The organism is Rhodococcus mengyinensis, from assembly GCF_048381435.1.
GTDB classification, from domain to species: domain Bacteria; phylum Actinomycetota; class Actinomycetes; order Mycobacteriales; family Mycobacteriaceae; genus Rhodococcus_F; species Rhodococcus_F opacus_D.
Genome location: NZ_JBLWIT010000156.1, coordinates 13,391 through 32,563, shown reverse-complemented (window position 1 = coordinate 32,563; position 19,173 = coordinate 13,391). Strand labels below are relative to the sequence as shown.

Sequence of the window (19,173 nt, the reverse complement as noted above, 5' to 3'; positions counted from 1 at the left end):
CCGCGACCGCACGGCGGCGCAGCTCGGCGACCTCGAACTGATTCCGCCCAAGCTGATCGCCTACCGGGGCACGCTCGGCCGGGAACTCGACGTCGAGGCGGTGCTGGCCCGCAGGCCGGCGCTGGTCCTCGTAGACGAGCTCGCGCACACGAACACACCGGGCAGCGTCCACGAGAAACGCTGGCAGGACGTGGAGATACTCCTCGCCGCGGGGATCGACGTCCTCTCGACGCTCAACGTCCAGCACCTCGAAAGCCTCAACGACGTGGTGCAGCGGATCACCGGAGTGGTGCAGCAGGAAACGGTTCCCGACGAGGTGGTGCGCGCCGCCACGCAGGTCGAATTGGTCGACATCACTCCGGAGGCTCTGCGCCGCAGGCTGTCCCACGGCAACATCTATGCCGCGGACAAAGTCGATGCGGCACTGAGCAATTACTTCCGGAAAGGGAACCTCACCGCACTCCGCGAACTGGCCCTGCTGTGGGTGGCCGACCAGGTGGATGCCGCACTCGCGAAATACCGTGCGGAGAACAAGATCACCGACACGTGGGAGGCCCGGGAACGGGTGGTGGTCGCGGTGACGGGCGGACCGGAATCGGAGACGCTGGTTCGGCGCGCCGGCCGGATCGCGTCGAGATCCAGCGCCGAACTGATCGTCGTGCACGTGGTGCGCGGCGACGGCCTCGCGGGTGTCTCGGCTCCGGAGATGGGCAAGGTACGGGCCCTCGCCGCAAATATCGGCGCGAGTCTGCACAGCGTCGTCGGCGACGACGTCCCGACCACGTTGCTCGACTTCGCCCGGACCGCGAACGCCACACAACTGGTGCTGGGCACGTCGAGACGCTCACGGTGGGCGCGGATCTTCGACGAGGGCATCGGCGCAAGCGTGGTGCAACAGTCCGGGTCGATCGACGTGCACATGGTGACGCACGGCGAATCCCACCGCCCGCGGCGGTTGTCGCCGGTGGGCTCCCGTTCGCGCACGGCGATCGCCTGGATCGCCGCCGTCCTCGTACCGTCGGTGGCCACGCTGGTGATGAGTGCCGTCGACCGGTGGCTCGGATTGGTCGGCGAGGGAGCCCTGTTCTTCATCGTGGTGCTGCTCGTGTCGCTGCTCGGGGGTGTCGCCCCCGCCGCGTTCTCCGCGCTGATCTCGGGTCTGTTCCTCAACTACTTCTTCACGCCGCCGGTGCGGAGCTTCACCATCGCCGAGCCGGACAACTTCATCACCACGGTCGTGCTGCTCGTGGTGGCCGTCGCCGTCGCGGTCCTCGTCGACGCGGCCGCCAAACGTTCACGGGAAGCCCGCCGGGCGTCGCAGGAAGCCGAGCTGCTGGCACTGTTCGCCGGATCGGTGCTGCGCGGCGCCGACCTCGACACGCTGCTCGAGAAGGTGCGCGAGACCTACGGCCAGGATTCGGTCAGCGTGCTGCACCGGGACCGCGGTCCGGTGGGGTCCGTCGGGCCGCACCCACCGGTGAGCATCGCCGACGCCGACACCGTCTGCGAGGTGGGGGAAGGGGAATACGCGCTCGCCCTGCGCGGCAGCGAACTGCACGCCCGGGACCGTCGGGTGCTCCTCGCCGTCGCCAACCAGGCGGTGGGCATGATCCGCCAGACCGAGCTCGCGCAGGAGGCGGGGCAGGCGCAGGCGCTGGCCGAGGCCGACCGGTTGCGGCGGTCGCTGCTGTCCGCCGTCAGCCACGACCTCCGGACCCCACTGGCCGCGGTCAAGGCCGCCGCGTCCAGCCTGCGCAGCGACGACGTCGACTTCTCCCCGGAGGACACCGCCGAACTGCTCGCGACCATCGAGGAATCGGCCGACGTGCTGACCTCTCTCGTCGGGAACCTGCTCGACTCCTCCCGTCTCGCGGCGGGAGTGGTGACCCCGACGCTGCGGCCGGTGTACCTCGACGAGGTGGTGCACCGGGCGCTGGTGGGTCTGGGAATCGGCGGCCGGACCGGGACCCGGGCCCGGGAAAGGGTGGAAGTCGACGTCGGAACGGTGACGGCGATGGCGGATTCGGGCCTGCTCGAGCGGGTGCTCGCCAATCTGATCGACAACGCACTCCGCTACGGTGAGGACTCCGTGATCCGGGTCGGTGCCGCGGCGGTGGGCGACCGCGCCGTCATCACCGTCGCCGACACGGGGCCGGGAATTCCGCGTGGGCGGGCAGACGAGATGTTCGCCCCGTTCCAGCGGCTGGGGGACCGCGACACGACCACGGGAGTCGGGCTCGGGCTCTCCGTCGTCCGCGGATTCGTCGACGCGATGGGCGGAACCATCAGCGCCACCGACACCCCCGGCGGTGGTCTGACGATGGTGGTGGAGCTGGCCGGGGCGGGAGGGGAGCATTCATGACGAGAGTTCTCGTCGTCGACGACGAACCGCAGATTCTCCGCGCCCTGCGGATCAATCTGAGCGTGCGCGGGTACGACGTGGTGACGGCCGCGTCCGGGGCGGCCGCCCTGCGCGCCGCGGCCGAGCGACCGCCGGACGTGATCGTGCTCGACCTCGGGCTACCCGACATGGACGGCACCGAGGTGCTGGCCGGCCTCCGCGGGTGGTGCCCCGCACCGGTCATCGTGCTGTCGGCGCGGACGGACTCCGCGGACAAGGTCGACGCTCTCGACGCCGGCGCCGACGACTACGTCACCAAGCCGTTCGGGATGGACGAGTTCCTGGCCCGGGTGCGTGCGGCCGCCCGCCGGGCGACGACGGCCGTCGACACGAGTGAACCTGTGGTGGAAACGGATTCGTTCACGGTCGATCTGGCGGCGAAGACGGTGCGGCGGGCAGGGACCGAGGTGCACCTGACGCCGACCGAGTGGGGAATGCTCGAGATGCTGGTGCGCAACAAGGGCAAGCTGGTGGGGCAGAAGGAACTGCTGCGGGAGGTGTGGGGTCCGGCGTACGCCACCGAGACCCACTACCTGCGGGTGTATCTGGCGCAGCTGAGGCGCAAACTCGAGGACGACCCGTCCCACCCGCGTCACCTCATCACCGAGGCCGGGATGGGGTACCGGTTCCAGGTGTGACCGGGCGACGTGATCCTGCTCACGACCGATGATTCCGGCCGGCTCCGGGAGTCCTACCTTCGACCGCAGCATCACACTCGACCGGAGGAGCCACGAATGCCCGCACCGAAGACCCCGCAACCACTCGCGCACACCTTCACGGCGCCGATCCAGAAGGACGGGGCGTTCGCCACGTACGTGACCGTGCCGGACTCCGCCGAACTTCTCGGAACGCGGCGGCCGGTGAAGGTCGGCGGGACGATCGACGGCCACCCGTTCAATGCGACCCTGATGCCCTCGGGTGAAGGTCCGCACTGGCTTCCCCTGAAGATCGCACTGTGCAAGTTGATCGGTAAGGACCGTGCCGGAGTGGAGGTGACGGTGCACCTCGAGCAGCGTTTCGGCTGACGCCGGGCGGCGTCCGGGTTTGATCCGGGGAGAGCGGGGTACGGATCACCCGGAAGCGGTCTGCGTTTCCGAACGGGTTTCGAGGTGTGTCGTGCTGATGTGGCCGCGGTTGTCGGGGTGGCTCCCCACTCTGGGGGTCGTGGTGCTCGTCGCCGCGTGCGGAGTGAGCGACGACGGCGACACGAGCGAGAATTTCGCCGGCACCGTCGACATCGGCGGGGGTAGGAACATCCATCTCGAGTGTGCGGGCACAGGCGCACCGACCGTCGTGTTCGTGTCCGGTCTCCGGTTCGGTGCCGATCAGTGGACGACGACGGCCGATCCGGCAAGCACCTCGGCCTTCGAGGGGGTCGCCGAGTTCACCCGAGTCTGCTCGTACGACCGGCCGGGAGTCGTGCTGGGCGACGACGCATTGAGCCGCAGCGACCCGGTTCCGCAGCCGATCACCACCACGGACGCGGTCGCCGACCTCCAGTCGCTGCTGGGCGCCGCGGGCGAGGCCGGCCCCGGCCCCTACGTGCTGGCCGCCCACTCCTACGGCGGTCAGATCGCGAGACTCTTCGCCGGCACCCATCCCGACGAGGTGGCGGGCATGGTGCTGATCGACGCGCAGTCGGAGGAGCTGCAGACGCTCCTGCCCCCGGAGCAGTTCGAGGAGTTCCTGCGGCTCAACACCCCGCAGCAGGACAGTCTCGACGAGTACCCGGACCTCGAGCGTGTCGACTTCGTCCGCAGCTTCGACGAGATCCGCGCCGCCGAACCGATCCGGCCCCAGCCGCTCGTCGTCCTCTCCGCCGACCGTTCGGTGGCGCCGCAGATCGCGGAGGGCATTGCGAACGGAAGCCTCCCCGCCGACATCGATCCCGGCTACGGCCCGGCCCTCGACGCCGTGCAGCCGAAGGCGCAGGCGGATCTGGCACAACTCGTCCCGGGTGCCACGCATGTCACGAACACGAACAGCGGCCACAACATCAACATCGAGCAGCCGCAACTCGTCATCGACGGAGTCCGCGACGTCGTCGACGCCGTGCGCGACGGGCGCACCGAGCCCTGACCGTCGCATCCGGCTCGGCCTGCGGAATGTGGTCGCCGCGACGTGGGAGACTGGACCGGTGAGGTTGTATCGAGACAATGCGGTGGTCCTGCGCCAGCACAAGCTGGGCGAGGCCGACCGTATCGTCACACTCCTCACCCGGCAGCACGGTCTGGTGCGCGCGGTCGCCAAGGGGGTGCGCCGCACGAAGTCCAAGTTCGGCGCCCGGCTCGAGCCGTTCGCGCACATCGACGTGCAGCTCTACCCGGGCCGCAACCTCGACATCGTCACCCAGGTCCAGACGGTCGACGCGTTCGCGACCGACATCGTCGACGACTACTCCCGGTACACCACGGCGTGCGCGATCCTCGAGACCGCCGAGCGGCTCGCCGGTGAGGAACGGGCCCCGGCGCCGCAACTACATCGCCTGACGGTCGGGGCGCTGCGGGCCGTCGCCGAGCACAACCGCCCGTGCGAGCTGATCCTCGACGCCTTCCTGTTGCGGGCCATGGGTTTTGCGGGGTGGGCTCCCGCCCTCGACGACTGCGCGCGGTGCAGCGCCCCCGGACCGCACCGGGCATTCCACGTGGCCGCCGGGGGAGCGGTGTGCGTCCGTTGCCGACCGCCGGGCGCCGCCACGCCGTCACCGGGTGTCCTCGACCTGATGGATGCGCTGATCCGCGGCGACTGGGCGAGCACGGAGGACGTGCCCGAGTCGTTGCGGGGGCAGGCCAGCGGTCTCGTCGCGGCGCATCTGCAGTGGCACCTCGAACGGCAACTCCGCACCCTCCCGCTGATCGAACGCGCACGACCGCATGCGGCGGTAAGGGTGGAGGATTCGGTCAGGCAGGATGGGGACCGTGATTCGACGACGCGAACCTCGAGCCCCGCATAGTTCCGGGGCCGAGCGCCAGATCCGGCCGCCGGACCCGCACCCCTCGGGCGCCCGCCCGCCCGGCCTGCAACCCGAACTCGTGCCCCGGCACATCGCGCTGGTGATGGACGGCAACGGCCGCTGGGCGCAGGAGCGCGGACTGCCCCGGACCGCGGGCCACGAACGTGGCGAGGCCGTGTTGATGGACGCCGTCTGCGGGTGCATCGAGATGGGCGTCGAATGGTTGTCGGCCTACGCGTTCTCCACCGAGAACTGGAAACGCAGCCCCGAGGAGGTCCGCTTCCTGATGGGCTTCAACCGCGACGTGATCCGGCGTCGCCGCGACGAGATGCACGAGATGGGGGTGCGCGTGCGGTGGGCGGGGCGCCGTCCCAAGCTGTGGCGCAGCGTCATCAAGGAACTCGAGATCGCCGAGGAGCTGACGAAGCACAACACGGTCATGAACCTGACCATGTGCGTCAACTACGGCGGGCGCGCGGAGATCGCCGACGCGGCGAAGGAGATCGGCAGGCGGGTCGCGGCGGGGCAACTCGACCCGGAGAAGATCACCGAGGCGACCGTGGCCCGGTACCTCGACGAGCCGGACATGCCGGACGTCGACCTGTTCCTCCGGCCGTCCGGCGAGCAGCGCACGTCCAACTTCCTGATCTGGCAGTCGGCCTACGCCGAGATGGTGTACCAGGAGAAGCTGTTTCCGGATTTCGACCGCCGGGACCTGTGGGCGGCGTGTGTCGAGTACGCGTCGCGTGACCGTCGGTTCGGTGGTGTGAAATGACCGTCGACGGGGCGCCCGCGCTGCTCGGGCGGGCGGCGGACGCGCTCGAGCACTTCGCCACCGTCACCCGGGCGGAGGACGGTTCGCTGAGTTTCGAGTACGCCGGGGCGCTGTGCTCGATCAGTGCGATGACCCTCACCGAGGGCCTCGATGTGTTGTCGATGACGTGCGTGCTGGCCTGGGATCGTCCGGTCAGCGCGTCGCTGCACAAGAAGGTCGCGGAGCGGAACGGCGCACTGCAGTTCGGTTCGATCGCGGTGTTCGGTCACGGCCGGCTCGCGGACGTCATCCTGCGCTACACGTTCCCGGCTGCCGGGCTCGAGGACGAGGCACTGACCACGATGCTGCTTCTCGTGTTGAGCGGGGCCGACACCGCCCGGCAGGGGCTGATCCCCTGACGCTCACTGCGTCGCGGTGCAGTCCTTGCAGACGCCGAAGATCTCGATGGTGTGGCTGACGTCGGAGAAGCCGTGTGCGTCGGCGATCGACTGCGACCACTGCTCGACGGTGGGCCCCTCGACCTCGACGGTGTAGCCGCAGGCACGGCAGACCAGGTGATGGTGATGTCCGGACGAGCAGCGCCGGTACACGGATTCACCGGTGTCGGTGCGCAGGACGTCGACCGTGCCGGCGTCGGCGAGCGTTTGCAGGGTGCGGTAGACGGTGGTCAGCCCGATGCCCTCGCCGCGCTTGCGGAGTTCGTCGTGCAGTTCCTGCGCCGACCGGAACTCCTCGATGTCGTCGAGGAGCGCGGAGATGGCGCTGCGCTGCTTGGTGGCGCGTACTCCCACGACGACGGGCTTGCGCTGGCCGGTGTTCTGGGTCAAGGCTTCTATCCTTCCTCGGCGTGCGCGACGGCGTCCACGACGATGTGGGCGAGGTGGTCGTCCACCAGGCGGTAGAGGACCTCACGTCCGGTGCGTTCGCCGCGCACGACGCCCGCGGCCTTGAGCACGCGAAGATGCTGGCTGATCAGTGGCTGGGTGACTCCGAGTGCCCCGACGAGTTCGTGCACGCACCGTTCCGATTCGCGGAGCTGGAGGACGATCGCGATCCGGACGGGGGCCGCGAGGGCGCGCAGGATGTCGCCGGCCGCCGCAAGGGTCTCCTTCGACGGCACGTGGGCGGGCGCCGCCGCCTCGAACGGATGCAGATCCCCGGGATCGATGACGCTCACCAGTGATCTCCTTCGGAGTGCCGGACAATGGACGGGACCGTGGCCGCGAGGCCGTCGGCCCGGGAGGATCACCCTCACCTTATTGCAAATCGATTCCATTTTGATATGCGCGAATACGCATGTCAACCGGGTGGGTGAACCGACCGCGGTCGGGCAGATAGGCTGGGCTCCGAAAAGCGCACGTGAACCATGCATCTATTACCCAGATGGAGAGCACCCGAGTGGCACCGAAGTCCAAAGTCGAAACCGTCGTCAATCTCGCCAAGCGTCGTGGCCTGGTCTACCCGTGCGGTGAGATCTACGGAGGCACGAAGTCGGCCTGGGACTACGGCCCCTTGGGCGTCGAGCTCAAGGAGAACATCAAGAAGCAGTGGTGGCGCAACATGGTCACCAGCCGCGAGGACGTCGTCGGCCTCGACTCCTCGGTCATCCTGCCCCGCGAGGTGTGGGTGGCGTCCGGTCACGTCGGCGTGTTCAACGACCCGCTGGTCGAGTGCCTCAACTGTCACAAGCGTCACCGTCAGGACCACCTGCAGGAGGCCTACGCGGAGAAGAAGGGCCTCGACAACCCGGACGACGTCCCGATGGACGTCGTGGCCTGCCCCGACTGCGGCACGGTCGGTCAGTGGACCGAGCCCCGCGACTTCAACATGATGTTGAAGACGTACCTCGGCCCGGTCGAGAGCGAAGAGGGCATGCACTACCTCCGCCCCGAGACCGCGCAGGGCATCTTCGTGAACTTCGCGAACGTGCTCACCACGTCGCGCAAGAAGCCCCCGTTCGGCATCGGCCAGATCGGCAAGAGCTTCCGCAACGAGATCACGCCCGGAAACTTCATCTTCCGCACCCGCGAGTTCGAGCAGATGGAGATGGAATTCTTCGTCAAGCCCGGCGAGGACGAAGAGTGGCACCAGTACTGGATCGACTACCGCATGGACTGGTACACCGGGCTCGGCATCAACAAGGACAACCTGCGCCTGTACGAGCACGCCCAGGACAAGCTGTCGCACTACTCCAAGCGCACCGTCGACATCGAGTACCGCTTCCACTTCCAGGGCAGCGAGTGGGGCGAGCTCGAGGGTGTGGCCAACCGCACCGACTTCGACCTGTCGACCCACTCGAAGCATTCGGGCACCGATCTCAACTACTACGACCAGGCCACCGGTGAGCGCTACACGCCGTACGTCATCGAGCCGGCAGCCGGTCTCACGCGGTCGCTGATGGCGTTCCTCGTCGACGCGTACACCGAGGACGAGGCGCCGAACGCGAAGGGCGGCGTCGACAAGCGCACCGTGCTGCGTCTGGACCGTCGTCTCGCCCCGGTGAAGGCCGCGGTGCTGCCGCTGTCGCGTAACGCGGACCTGACGCCGAAGGCCAAGGATCTCGCCGCGACGCTCCGTCAGCACTGGAACGTCGAGTTCGACGACGCCGGCGCGATCGGCCGCCGCTACCGCCGTCAGGACGAGATCGGCACACCGTTCTGCATCACCGTGGACTTCGACACGCTCGAGGACCACGCCGTGACCGTGCGTGAGCGTGACTCCATGGCTCAGGAGCGGGTCGCGCTCGACCAGGTCGAGGGTTACCTGGCGCAGCGCCTCATCGGTTCCTGATCCGCCGTCACCTGCGCGCGTCGCAGGTCGCGGTCAGATAGTTCGTCAGGATTCGCCGGTTCTCCTCGGACACCGGGATGCGTGAGTATTCCGGTGCCGAGGAGCTGACGGCGATCCACAGCGGAAAGACGAAGGGCTTCTTCGCCTCCGCGAGGGCATGGGGGTCGCAGCGCGCCGCGTCGATCGTGATGTCGACGCTCAGCCGGTCCTCGCCCGCCCGCATGGTGGCGGGCAGCGCGCCGTGCAGCGCATACAGGACGCTGCCGCCGATCTCGTCCAACCGGATGTCACCCGACGCCGTTCCCCGGCTCACGACGAGCTGGGCGGGCAGGGGTGCGGTCGGCTCGGGAGGAGCCGCCGCCGGGATCAGTGTCACCGGTACGGCCCGCGCCAGATCCTCTGCGGCGCAGTCGCCGTCGTGGATTCGTCCGAGGACGTCGTACGGGGCTGCGAGCGGCACCCGCACGGGCGAGCCGTCCCGATCGGCGACACCGACCAGGGCGTACGCCGGCTCCGGGGACGTGTCGCAGCGCACCGGGCCGTATTCGGCCTCGACATCGATCCGGCTGCCGGGGCCGAGTTCGACCTCGCGCCGGGTCGCGGGCGCCGCCTCGAAGCCGGGACTGTCCAACGCCACGGATGTCACGGCGACGGGCGCGTCGCCGGTGTTCGCGATCCGCACGTGAATCCGCCCACCTGCCGCGTCGTCCTCCCGGCTGCGATAGGCCTCAGCCGACAGCGGGATCGCGTCGTCCTCGGCCGGGTCCCCGCCCTCGCAGCCCGACAGGACGCCGCAGGCGGTGGCCGCGACGCAAGCGAATGCGACGAAGACTCGGGAGGACGTCAGAATCGGCCGCCCCCACTGATCCGGCCGGAGCTGCTCGGGCCGCCGAAGGACCGCGGGCCGCTGCTGCGGCCACCGCCGGAGCCGCGGCTTCCCCAGTTGCTGCCGCCGCTGAATCCGCCGCGCAGGATGCTGTCGATCAGGATGCCGCCGAGGATCGCGCCGGTGGCGTTCCCGCCACCGCTTCCGGGCCCTGGGCGCTGGCGGGACTCCCAGCGGCTCACGTCGTTCTGCGCCAGGCGCAGTGCGTCGGCCGCCAGGGCGGCCGCGGCCTGGGCGTGCTGAAGCGCGCGGGAGGCGTCGGTGCCGCGGAGTTGCTGCGCGCCCGCCAGGTGCCGCTGCGCCTCCGTGAGGCGGGTCCGGGCGTCCGCTCCCACCGCGCCGCGTCGGGTACCGATGAAGTCCGACGCCGCCGTGACCTGCGACTGCGCGGCCATGAGGTCCTGCTCGAGACGCTGCTGCGCGCGCTCGGCCTGCTGCCGGGATTCCTGCGCCTCGGCGAGGACGGCGTCGAGTTCCGCGTCTGCCTTGACGATCTGGGTGAAGCTGCCGAGCGGGTCGGTGTCCGCGGCGGCCCGCGCAGCCGCCAGCGCCGCCTCGGCCGCGGCGCGGGCCCGAGCGAGCCGGTCCCCACCCTGCTCGGTGAACTGGGCGGCGGCCGCGATCCCGGCCTCCACGTCGGTGATCGCGGCCGGCAGCGTCGCGATGGCGTGCCGGATGTCTTCCGCGGCGTGGTCGACGGCGTCGAGCAGCGTCCGGGCCTGTTCGAGGGCGCCCTCGGCTCCGCGGATCGCCGACACCGCCGGCCCCTGTTTTCCGGGCGGCAGGGCGATCGCGTCCCGTCCGTCGGCCACGGCCCGTTCCGCGAACGCGAGCCGCTCCTCCGCCATCGTCACGTTGTGGGCGACGGAAGCGAGTGCGGCGGCCGGGAATTCGGTCTGCAGGGTGGCGAGCGTCTGCGTGGATTCGGGGATGCGCACGGTGAGCGCGACCATGTCCCGAGTGAGCGCGTCGAGTCGGTCGGGGGCGTTGATCAGCAGGTCCCGGAGTCCGTCGAACTCCTGGACCCGCTCATTGAGTTCGCGGTCGGCGCGCCCGCACGAGGTGATGATGTCGATGAGCATCTCCCGTTGCTGCTGCGGGGTCTCGGGGATCGCGTCGTCGAGTCGCTGACGGACGGTGAACGCGGCCGCGAGCGTCGCCTTCGCCGTGTCGAACGCCGCCGTGAACGATGCTGTGGCCTGCTCGCCGAATTCGCCGCGGGCCAGGTCGAGTTCCTCCTGACTCGTACGCAGCGCGTCGTCGGTCTCGACGAGCACCTCCTTGGCGCGCTCGTCCAGCGTCGGCAGCGGGAGCGCCGTCAGAGCGGCGGTGTCCTCGGGGCTGATGCTGCGCGCCGCCTCGACGCCGGCCCGGGTGCGGTCGTGCTTCTTCTTCCGCGAATACAGCACCACGCCACCCGCACCCACGACGACCACACAGCCGCCGATCAGCAGTGTGCGCACCGACATTCCTTCGCCCGGAGTCATCGCGTCGCCCAGGCCGCCTGCTGCGGCGATCGCGCCTCCGGCCCAATCCTCCTCGCGCAGGGCGGGTTCCACCGCATCCACCCGGATCGACTCGGCCTCGTCGCTGGTGATCTCCGACAGTCCGTCCGGCGCGATGAGGGCGTACTCGCGGTCGACCGTCGCGACCGCGAGCAGGGCGTCGCGGTCGCCGAGCGAGGACGCCTGCGCCGTCTGATCCGCCCACGGACCGGCGCCGAGCCCGTTGAAGTCGGGCACGTACACCACCCACAACCGCACCTTGTGCTCGTCGTACAGCTGGTCGATCGCGGCCTGGACGTCGCTCTGCTGGTCGGCGTCGAGCACGCCGACGGTGTCCGTGATCTGCCCGGGAAGACGGAACGGTGCGTCCGCCGAGGCGCTCGCGGGAGAGAACAGGATCGCCACGAGAGTCAGGAGTGCGGAGACGGCGCCGACGGCGGCGAACCGCCGAGCACGGGGAAGTCGGGAGCGGAACGACGGCGTCTGCTCGAGGCGCGGTGCGAGTGGCATGGCAGCAAATCTATCGGGTGTGGCGAGTCGTCATCGGGACAGTTCGGCGACAGCTGGCAGAATCAGGGAGTGAATTCTGCACCGAGCCGTGAACGCCACGACCTCCCGCGCCGTCCTGCGCGCCTGGGGTTCGCCGGCACGCTGGCCCGGTGGACCCGCCGGATCATCGCCGGCGTGGTCCTCCTCGCCGCCGCGCTGGTGCTCGGCACCGCGGTCCGGGTGTGGCAGGTCGCGCGGATCGACGACACGTCCGCCGCCGACGCGATCGTCGTGCTCGGGGCCGCCCAGTACTCGGGAACCCCGTCGTCGGTGTTCGAGGCCCGGCTCGAGCAGGCGTACAAGCTGTACGAGCGCGGGGTGGCCCCCGAGGTCATCACGGTCGGCGGCAAACAGGAGGGCGACGAGTACACCGAGGCGGCGTCCGGCAAGAACTATCTGATCTCGCGCGGCGTCCCCGCCGACAGCATCACCGCGGTCGAGGAGGGGTCGGACACCCTGCTCAGCATCGAGGCGGTGAGTGAGGCGATGGGGGCGCAGGGCATCGATTCGGCGGTCCTGGTCAGCGACCCGTGGCATTCGCTGCGGACGCGGACGATGGCACGCGACGCCGGACTCGACGCGTGGACGGCGCCCACCCGGCAGGGGCCCGCCGTGTTCACCCGCGAATCCCAGTTGCACGGAATCGCCCGGGAGACAGGGGCGTTGATCTGGTACCAGCTCACCCACTTCTCGGCCGACTTCCCCTACACGGCGGGACAGTAGACATTCGATGACAGCACACACGACACCCCTCGGCGACGTGTACTCCGCGCACGACGTCGCCCGCCGGGTCCGCGAGGCACCGAAACGGGCGGGAATCCCGGGCAGCCAGATCGCGGCCGCGCAACACCGATCCGTCTTCTCCCGCGACCGCGCCCGCGTCCAGCACTCGGCCGCGCTCCGCAGACTCGCCGACAAGACCCAGGTGGTGGGCCCCCGGGACGGTGACACTCCGCGGACACGGTTGACGCACTCGATCGAGGTTGCGCAGATCGGTCGCGGAATCGCCGACGGTCTCGGCTGCGATCCCGATCTGGTGGACCTCGCCGGCCTCGCGCACGACATCGGCCACCCGCCGTACGGTCACAACGGGGAGAAGGCCCTCGACGAGGTCGCGGAAAGCTGCGGGGGGTTCGAGGGCAACGCCCAGAATCTGCGCATCCTCACGAGCCTCGAACCGAAGGTGCTCTACCCCGACGGAAGCAGTGCCGGGCTCAACCTCACCCGCGCGTCGCTGGACGCGGCGATCAAGTACCCGTGGACCCGGCCGCGCCCCGGCGCGAAGTTCGGGGCCTACGACGACGACGCCGACGTGCTCGCGTGGATCCGCGAGGGTGCCCCCGACGGCCACCAGTGCCTCGAGGCGCAGGTCATGGATTGGGCCGACGACGTCGCCTATTCCGTGCACGACGTCGAGGACGGCGTGATCGACGGGCGCATCGATCTGCGTTCACTGGCCGATCCGGTGGATCAGCGGGCGCTCGCCGAATTCGGTGCGTCGGAGTTCCCGGGCCTCGACGTGGAGGAACTGGTCGAGGCCGCGACGCGGTTGAGTCGTCTGCCCGTCGTCGTCGAGGTGGGCAGCTACGACGGCACGCTCACCAGTTCGGTCGCCCTGAAGAACCTCACCAGCGAACTGGTAGGCCGGTTCGCGACCGCCGCGATCATCGGGACCCGCGACGTCCACGGCGACAAGCCGGTCGCCCGGTACGACGCCGACCTGGTGGTCCCGCCGGTGGTGGCGGCGGAGGTGGCGCTGCTCAAGACGTTCGCACTGAACTACGTGATGTCGGATGCCGGCCACCGGGCGCGGCAGGCACGCCAGCGTGACCGCGTGCACCGCGTCGCCGAATGGCTGCTCGCGACCGCACCCGCCGGTCTCGACCCCATCCTGATTCCCGCCTGGAACGCCGCGGCCGACGACCCCGCACGGGTCCGGGTCGTCGTCGACCAGATCGCCTCCTACACCGAGAGCCGTCTCGAACGGGTCGACAAGTCCAGTCTCGGAGCACAGGCGAGCTGGGGCTGACAAAGTTCGGAAGCCGGACCCATCCTGCCGCCGCGGTGCTACGAATAGGTCTAGAGACAGCTCGCACCCAATGGTCAGGGAGACCGGATGAAGTCTGCAGTGCGCAAGATCATCGGTTCGACGTCCGCAGCGCTGGCGGTGGCGGTCGGTGCCGCCCTACTGGCCCCACCCGCGGCGCACGCCGCGCCCGCGTACCCGTTCGCGGACCCCGACCCGTTCTACGGTGCGCCCACCGACGTCGGGGCACGCGCCGACGGTGACGTGCTGGCGAGCCGACCGGTCGCCGCCACCGGTTTCCCCACCGCCGACGCCTGGCAGGTGAAGTACAAGTCGACCAACTCCGCCGGAGCGCCCATCGCCGCGATCACCACGGTGCTGGTGCCCCGCGGCACCCCGGCCAACCGGCCGCTCGTGTCCTATCAGCCCTTCGTCAACGCGCTCGGGCTCGAGTGCGCGCCGTCCCATCAGCTGTTCAACGGCGGAATCCAGGAGGGGCCCGCCCTCAACGCCCTGCTCGCGCGCGGCTGGGCCATCGCCGTGCCCGACCACCTCGGACCGACCAGCGCATACGGCGCCGCGAAACTCGGCGGCCGGCTCGTCCTCGACGGTGTCCGCGCCGCGCAGCGGCTCCCGGAAGCAGGACTCGGTGGCAGTCCGGTCGGGCTGGCCGGCTATTCGGGCGGCGCCATGGCGACCAACTGGGCTGCGGCGCTCGCACCCACCTACGCCCCGGAACTGAACATCGTGGGCGTGGCCCAGGGCGGCACACCGGTCAACATCGGTGAACTGGCCGACCGGCTGGGCAGCACCCGCTCGCAGGCGTTCGGCCTGGGATTCGCGGCCGCCATCGGTCTCGAGCGTGAATACCCGACGCGGTCACCGCTCGGAGACGGCCTCAACGGCGACGGACTCGCCCTGCGGGCGCAGATGAGCAACATGTGCACGGATTCGATCCTCGGCGCCGGTGCGGGGAAGTCGCTACCCGACCTGACCAACGGTCCCGGCATCCTCGCCGATCCGTCCGGCCGCTCGGTGATGGACGAGAACAGCGTCGAACTGTATCCGGGAGTGCCGAGGACGCCGATGTTCGTCTGGCACGGCAGCGCGGACCCCCTCGTCGCCATCGGGCCGGTACAGAACACCGTCGCCCGGTACTGCTCACAGGGTGTGCCGGTGCAGTTCGACGTGATCCCGGGCGCCGACCACGGCACCGCCACCATGCTCGGTGCCGGTCCCGCATTCGGCTATCTCGGCGACCGATTCGCCGGGATTCCCGCCCCGTCGAACTGCTGACCCCGAGGCGGAAGTTCGGGCTGCGGCGGAGCGCCTAGACTGTCGTTCGTGGCTGGCAGAATCCCTGATCGTGACGTTGCGGCCATTCGCGAGCGCACACGGATCGAGGACATCGTGGGGGAGTACGTCTCCCTCAAGCGCGCGGGCGGCGACTCCATGAAGGGGCTGTGCCCGTTCCACGACGAGAAGTCGCCGTCGTTCCACGTGCGGCCCAATCACGGGCACTACCACTGCTTCGGGTGCGGCGAGGGCGGCGACGTCTACTCCTTCCTCCAGAAGATCGACCACATCAGTTTCGTCGAGGCCGTCGAGCAGCTCGCCGACCGGTTGAACTACACCATCTCGTACGAGGGCGGCGGCACCTCGGTGCAACGCGACCGCGGCACCCGCTCCCGGCTGGTCGCGGCCAACGCGGCCGCGCAGGAGTTCTACTCGGCGCGCCTGCAGGAACCCGACGCGCAGGCGGCCCGCGACTACCTGACGGAACGGAACTTCGACGCGCAGGCCGCGCAGCAGTTCGGGTGCGGGTATGCACCCGACGGCTGGGACATCCTCACGAAGCACCTGCTGGGCAAGGGTTTCGACGTCAAGGAGCTCGAGGCTGCGGGCCTGTCGAAAGCCGGGCGGCGTGGTCACATCGACCGCTTCCACCGGCGCCTGCTCTGGCCCATCCGGAACCTGTCCGGCGACGTCATCGGGTTCGGCGCCCGCAAGTTGTTCGACGACGACACCATGCCCGGCAAGTACGTCAACACGCCGGAAACCATGCTGTACAAGAAGTCTCAGGTGCTGTTCGGGCTCGACCTCGCCAAGCGCGACATCGCCAAGGGGCATCAGGCCGTGGTGGTCGAGGGATACACCGACGTCATGGCGATGCACCTGGCCGGGGTCAAGACCGCCGTCGCCGCCTGTGGCACCGCGTTCGGTGAGGACCACCTCGCGATGCTGCGGCGACTGCTGATGGACGACAGCTACTTTCGCGGCGAGATCATCTACACGTTCGACGGGGACGCCGCGGGCCAGGCCGCGGCGATGAAGGCGTTCGAGGGTGACCAGAAGATGGCCGGGCAGACGTTCGTCGCCGTGGCACCCGAGGGCATGGACCCGTGCGAGTTGCGGCAGAAGTCCGGTGACGCCGCCGTCCGCGACCTGGTGGCGCGTCGCACACCGATGTTCGAGTTCGTGGTCAAGTCGATCCTCACCGAGCACGACCTCGAGACCGCCGAGGGCCGGGTCGAGGCGCTGCGGCGCACCGTGCCGGTGGTCGCGCAGATCAAGGAAGCGACGCTGCGGGACAGTTACGCCGTCCAGTTGTCCGGCTGGGTGGGCTGGGACGACATCGCCGCCGTCCGGCAGCGGGTGCGGGACGAGGCGCGCAAGCGGGCGTCCACCCGCGGGTCGCTGCCTGCGCCGCTCAAGAAGAAGGCCGCCCGGGACGAGGACCAGGACACACCGCAGTTGCCGGTCGGGCTCACCCGGCCCCGGCCGAACGATCCGACGCTGTGGGCGCAGCGCGAGGCACTGAAGGGTGCGTTGCAGTACCCGGCGATCGCGGGCACCGTATTCGACTCGCTGCCGGTGGAGACGTTCACGCATCCGACGTACGTCGTGATCCGTGAGTCGATGATCGCGTCCGGCGGCACCAGCGCGGGACTCGGCGGCGGCGAGTGGGTCGACGCGGTCAGCCGCGGTGTCGACGACGTCACCGCGGCGTCGCTCGTGTCGGAACTCGCCGTCGAGCCGTTGCCCGCCGAAGAGGACACCGTGCCGCGATACATCTCCGGCGTGATCGCACGCCTGCAGGAGGTGTGGGTGGGGGAGCAGGTGGCGGAACTGAAGTCCAAGCTGCAGCGCATTTCACCGGCCACGGCGTCGGACGAGTTCCATTCGCTGCTCGGCGACCTCGTCGCCCTGGAGCAGTACCGCCGCAGCCTGCTCGATCAGGCGATCGGCGACACCAACCGGGACGGGATGGCCGGCTGACCCGGCCGCCGCCGTCTACTTCTTCTTGAGCTGATCCTGGGGAACCAGGATGGTCGTTTCCTCGTCGAGCGGCTTCATGGGCTCGAGCTTCGGCTGAGTGTTCAGGGAGTCGGACAGCTTCTGACGCGACATCTGCAGCACCTTCTTCGTGGCCGGGCTGGTGGCCACGGCCTTGGTGGCCCGGCTGATCTGTTCGTAGCGCACACGTCCTGCTCGCGTACCCAGCACGTACCCCGCAGCGATACCGATCAACAACCGCATCATTCCCGCTTCCTCCCGACGCACAACGACCTGCACCCATCCTGCCTGATGCGTCGACAGGCAGGCGATTTGGTACTGGGGTGGGGCTATGCGCTACAGTTTCTCTCGCATCGCCGGGAACGGCGAAGCACAGCAGAATAATCCCCTGTAGCTCAATTGGCAGAGCTTCCGACTGTTAATCGGACGGTTGCTGGTTCGAGTCCAGCCGGGGGAGCACCGAAACCCCGTCCGGTTCATCCGGGCGGGGTTTTCTGCTGCGCCCCGGTCAATTCGGACAGGTGCACCCTCCGGGGCGAGTACATTCCCGCTGTATCGGCAGCAATCGATCGCGGGGTGTGCGATGAGCGAGGACGGCCGCGAAACCGGGCGGACAGGGTCGATCGGGCGCTTCGGCACAGGCGACGCCCCGCGGTGGCTTCTGCCCTCGATCCTCTACGTCCTGCTGGCCGTCGCCGCCTACCAGTTGTCGGGGTGGCTGTTCGTCAACCTGCGGAGCTTTCTGGGGTTGCTGTTCCTCGCGTGGTTGTTCAGTATCACCATCGAACCGGTCGTCGACTGGCTCGAGCGCCGGGGGTTGCGGCGCGGAGCCGCCACCGGGCTCGTCCTGTTCGCGCTGTTCGTCTTCGCCATCGGGTTCCTGGCACTCTTCGGGACACTGCTCGCCCAGCAACTCGCCCAGCTCCTCAAGGCCCTGCCGGGTGCGTTGTCCTCGGTCACCGACTGGTCCAATCGCGTGTTCGACACCGACTTCGCGACCGGCGAGGATCTGATCCACCTCACACCGGAGACCATCCGAGACCTCGCCGAGCGGTTCACACCGGGAGTTCTGGGTGTGTTGTCGTCGCTGCTCGGCGTCGTGTTCCAGATGCTGACGCTGCTGCTGTTCGTGTTCTACATGTCCGCGCAGGGGCCTGCCCTTCGCCGCACGATCTCGAGCTGGTTCCCGGCGCGGCAACAGCGGGCCATCTCGGTGGTGTGGGAGATCTCGGTCGAGAAGGCCGGCGGATACGTGGTGTCACGGCTGATCCTCGCTGCGGTGAGTTCGGTCGCCACGGGCATCTTCCTCGTGGCGATCGGCGTGCCCTACTGGTTGCCGCTGGCGCTGTGGACCGGCATCGTCTCGCAGTTCGTCCCCACCCTGGGCACCTACCTCGCGATCGCCCTCCCCGCAATCATCGCAGCGGCGTCCCAGCCGATGGACGGGGTGTGGGTGATCGTGTTCGGGACCGTCTACCAGCAGATCGAGAACTACGTGCTGCACCCGCGCATCACCTCCGCGACGGTCTCGATCCACCCCGCGGTCGCGTTCGGATCGGTGATCGTGGGCGCCTCGCTGTTCGGCCCGGTCGGCGCCCTGGTGTCGGTGCCGGTGGTCGCCGCGATCCAGGCCCTCGTCGAAACGTACGGGCGACGGTACGAACTCGTCGCAGACGCGTCCGCGCCGGTCACCTCAGTCGAACAACGCAAACACGCGGGCGACGAAGAAGGCCGCGACCGCGAGGACGAGTAGACCCACCACGATGAACGCGAGGATCGGCACCGTCCGGCCCGGCATCGGCTGCGGATGCGACAACCCCGAGGTCTGGCCGGCATCCGGTGGCGTGTCACCCGGCCGAACGCCCCCTCCGTCGTCGAGCGCCGGTGCATCGTCCGGTTCGGGTCCTGGTCGTTCGACGCTCATCCTGTGCTCCCGTCTCGTGGTCCTCCGCAGTGCGGATCACATCCGCGTACCCCGGAAGACGCGTTCG

At 69.3% G+C, this 19,173-nt stretch carries 19 protein-coding genes and 1 tRNA gene; 14 read left to right on the top strand and 6 right to left on the bottom strand.

Going from position 1 to position 19,173, the window contains the following annotated elements:
- From ACNJ7E_RS41315 to ACNJ7E_RS41285, 7 genes are all read left to right on the top strand, one after another.
- Positions 1 to 2,362 (top strand): DUF4118 domain-containing protein (locus ACNJ7E_RS41315; RefSeq protein ID WP_418342524.1); only part of this gene is annotated, 2,362 nt, incomplete at its 5' end.
- Entirely contained in the window at positions 2,359 to 3,039 is a 681-nt protein-coding gene (locus ACNJ7E_RS41310; RefSeq protein WP_009473935.1) for a response regulator, read from the top strand. The genes ACNJ7E_RS41315 and ACNJ7E_RS41310, both read left to right, overlap by 4 nt.
- A gap of 96 nt (positions 3,040 to 3,135) precedes the next feature.
- Positions 3,136 to 3,426 (top strand): DUF1905 domain-containing protein, encoded by a 291-nt coding sequence (locus ACNJ7E_RS41305; protein WP_009473934.1) that lies wholly within the window; start codon positions 3,136 to 3,138, stop codon positions 3,424 to 3,426.
- A gap of 97 nt (positions 3,427 to 3,523) precedes the next feature.
- Positions 3,524 to 4,480, top strand: coding sequence for an alpha/beta fold hydrolase (locus ACNJ7E_RS41300; RefSeq protein ID WP_280782466.1), 957 nt, complete (start codon positions 3,524 to 3,526; stop codon positions 4,478 to 4,480).
- A 58-nt stretch (positions 4,481 to 4,538) separates the two neighbouring features.
- On the top strand, positions 4,539 to 5,354 hold the full coding sequence (gene recO, locus ACNJ7E_RS41295) for a DNA repair protein RecO (RefSeq protein WP_009473932.1): 816 nt from the start codon (positions 4,539 to 4,541) through the stop codon (positions 5,352 to 5,354).
- The gene (locus ACNJ7E_RS41290) at positions 5,320 to 6,129 is read left to right on the top strand and encodes an isoprenyl transferase (RefSeq protein WP_037226677.1); all 810 of its coding nucleotides are present in this window, start codon (positions 5,320 to 5,322) and stop codon (positions 6,127 to 6,129) included. Before recO ends, ACNJ7E_RS41290 begins: the two co-directional genes overlap by 35 nt.
- Positions 6,126 to 6,527 (top strand): hypothetical protein, encoded by a 402-nt coding sequence (locus ACNJ7E_RS41285; RefSeq protein WP_009473930.1) that lies wholly within the window; start codon positions 6,126 to 6,128, stop codon positions 6,525 to 6,527. The genes ACNJ7E_RS41290 and ACNJ7E_RS41285 overlap by 4 nt, the downstream gene beginning before the upstream one ends.
- A gap of 3 nt (positions 6,528 to 6,530) precedes the next feature.
- On the opposite strand, the gene ACNJ7E_RS41280 is transcribed toward ACNJ7E_RS41285, so the two are convergent.
- Both ACNJ7E_RS41280 and ACNJ7E_RS41275 read right to left on the bottom strand, forming a co-directional pair.
- Positions 6,531 to 6,956: a Fur family transcriptional regulator gene (locus tag ACNJ7E_RS41280; RefSeq protein WP_009473929.1), complete on the bottom strand. Its 426-nt coding sequence runs from the start codon at positions 6,954 to 6,956 to the stop codon at positions 6,531 to 6,533.
- 5 nt (positions 6,957 to 6,961) lie between these two features.
- The gene (locus ACNJ7E_RS41275; protein ID WP_009473928.1) at positions 6,962 to 7,306 is read right to left on the bottom strand and encodes an ArsR/SmtB family transcription factor; all 345 of its coding nucleotides are present in this window, start codon (positions 7,304 to 7,306) and stop codon (positions 6,962 to 6,964) included.
- A gap of 221 nt (positions 7,307 to 7,527) precedes the next feature.
- Here ACNJ7E_RS41275 and ACNJ7E_RS41270 point away from each other — a divergent pair, with 221 nt between their 5' ends.
- A complete protein-coding gene (locus ACNJ7E_RS41270; RefSeq protein ID WP_005571613.1) occupies positions 7,528 to 8,919 on the top strand; it encodes a glycine--tRNA ligase in 1,392 nt (463 codons plus the stop codon).
- Between the two features lie 7 nt (positions 8,920 to 8,926).
- Here the strand turns inward: ACNJ7E_RS41270 and ACNJ7E_RS41265 are convergent, their stop codons facing one another.
- Together ACNJ7E_RS41265 and ACNJ7E_RS41260 are read right to left on the bottom strand one after the other, a co-directional pair.
- Entirely contained in the window at positions 8,927 to 9,601 is a 675-nt protein-coding gene (locus ACNJ7E_RS41265) for a hypothetical protein (protein WP_280782451.1), read from the bottom strand.
- Between the two features lie 161 nt (positions 9,602 to 9,762).
- Positions 9,763 to 11,820 carry a TPM domain-containing protein gene (locus ACNJ7E_RS41260; protein ID WP_280782452.1) on the bottom strand — a complete coding sequence of 686 codons (2,058 nt, stop codon included), beginning with the start codon at positions 11,818 to 11,820 and terminating at the stop codon, positions 9,763 to 9,765.
- A 69-nt stretch (positions 11,821 to 11,889) separates the two neighbouring features.
- On the opposite strand from ACNJ7E_RS41260, the gene ACNJ7E_RS41255 reads away from it, so the two are divergent.
- The 4 genes from ACNJ7E_RS41255 (at position 11,890) to dnaG (ending at position 17,164) form a co-directional block, all read left to right on the top strand.
- Complete coding sequence (locus tag ACNJ7E_RS41255; RefSeq protein WP_009473925.1) at positions 11,890 to 12,582, top strand: YdcF family protein; 693 nt, start codon at positions 11,890 to 11,892, stop codon at positions 12,580 to 12,582.
- Between the two features lie 7 nt (positions 12,583 to 12,589).
- Positions 12,590 to 13,888 carry a deoxyguanosinetriphosphate triphosphohydrolase gene (locus ACNJ7E_RS41250; protein ID WP_105415130.1) on the top strand — a complete coding sequence of 433 codons (1,299 nt, stop codon included), beginning with the start codon at positions 12,590 to 12,592 and terminating at the stop codon, positions 13,886 to 13,888.
- 87 nt (positions 13,889 to 13,975) lie between these two features.
- Positions 13,976 to 15,181: a lipase family protein gene (locus ACNJ7E_RS41245; protein WP_418342523.1), complete on the top strand. Its 1,206-nt coding sequence runs from the start codon at positions 13,976 to 13,978 to the stop codon at positions 15,179 to 15,181.
- 48 nt (positions 15,182 to 15,229) lie between these two features.
- The gene (dnaG, locus tag ACNJ7E_RS41240; protein WP_283333663.1) at positions 15,230 to 17,164 is read left to right on the top strand and encodes a DNA primase; all 1,935 of its coding nucleotides are present in this window, start codon (positions 15,230 to 15,232) and stop codon (positions 17,162 to 17,164) included.
- Positions 17,165 to 17,179: 15 nt separating this feature from the next.
- On the opposite strand, the gene ACNJ7E_RS41235 is transcribed toward dnaG, so the two are convergent.
- Positions 17,180 to 17,428: a hypothetical protein gene (locus tag ACNJ7E_RS41235; protein WP_280782455.1), complete on the bottom strand. Its 249-nt coding sequence runs from the start codon at positions 17,426 to 17,428 to the stop codon at positions 17,180 to 17,182.
- Between the two features lie 138 nt (positions 17,429 to 17,566).
- On the opposite strand from ACNJ7E_RS41235, the gene ACNJ7E_RS41230 reads away from it, so the two are divergent.
- Both ACNJ7E_RS41230 and ACNJ7E_RS41225 read left to right on the top strand, forming a co-directional pair.
- Positions 17,567 to 17,639: transfer RNA gene (locus ACNJ7E_RS41230), tRNA-Asn, on the top strand.
- A 126-nt stretch (positions 17,640 to 17,765) separates the two neighbouring features.
- Positions 17,766 to 18,935: an AI-2E family transporter gene (locus tag ACNJ7E_RS41225; RefSeq protein WP_280782456.1), complete on the top strand. Its 1,170-nt coding sequence runs from the start codon at positions 17,766 to 17,768 to the stop codon at positions 18,933 to 18,935.
- Here ACNJ7E_RS41225 and ACNJ7E_RS41220 read toward each other — a convergent pair.
- A complete protein-coding gene (locus ACNJ7E_RS41220) occupies positions 18,876 to 19,106 on the bottom strand; it encodes a DUF6480 family protein (protein WP_043778322.1) in 231 nt (76 codons plus the stop codon). The genes ACNJ7E_RS41225 and ACNJ7E_RS41220 overlap by 60 nt on opposite strands.
- Between the last annotated feature and the right edge of the window lie 67 nt (positions 19,107 to 19,173).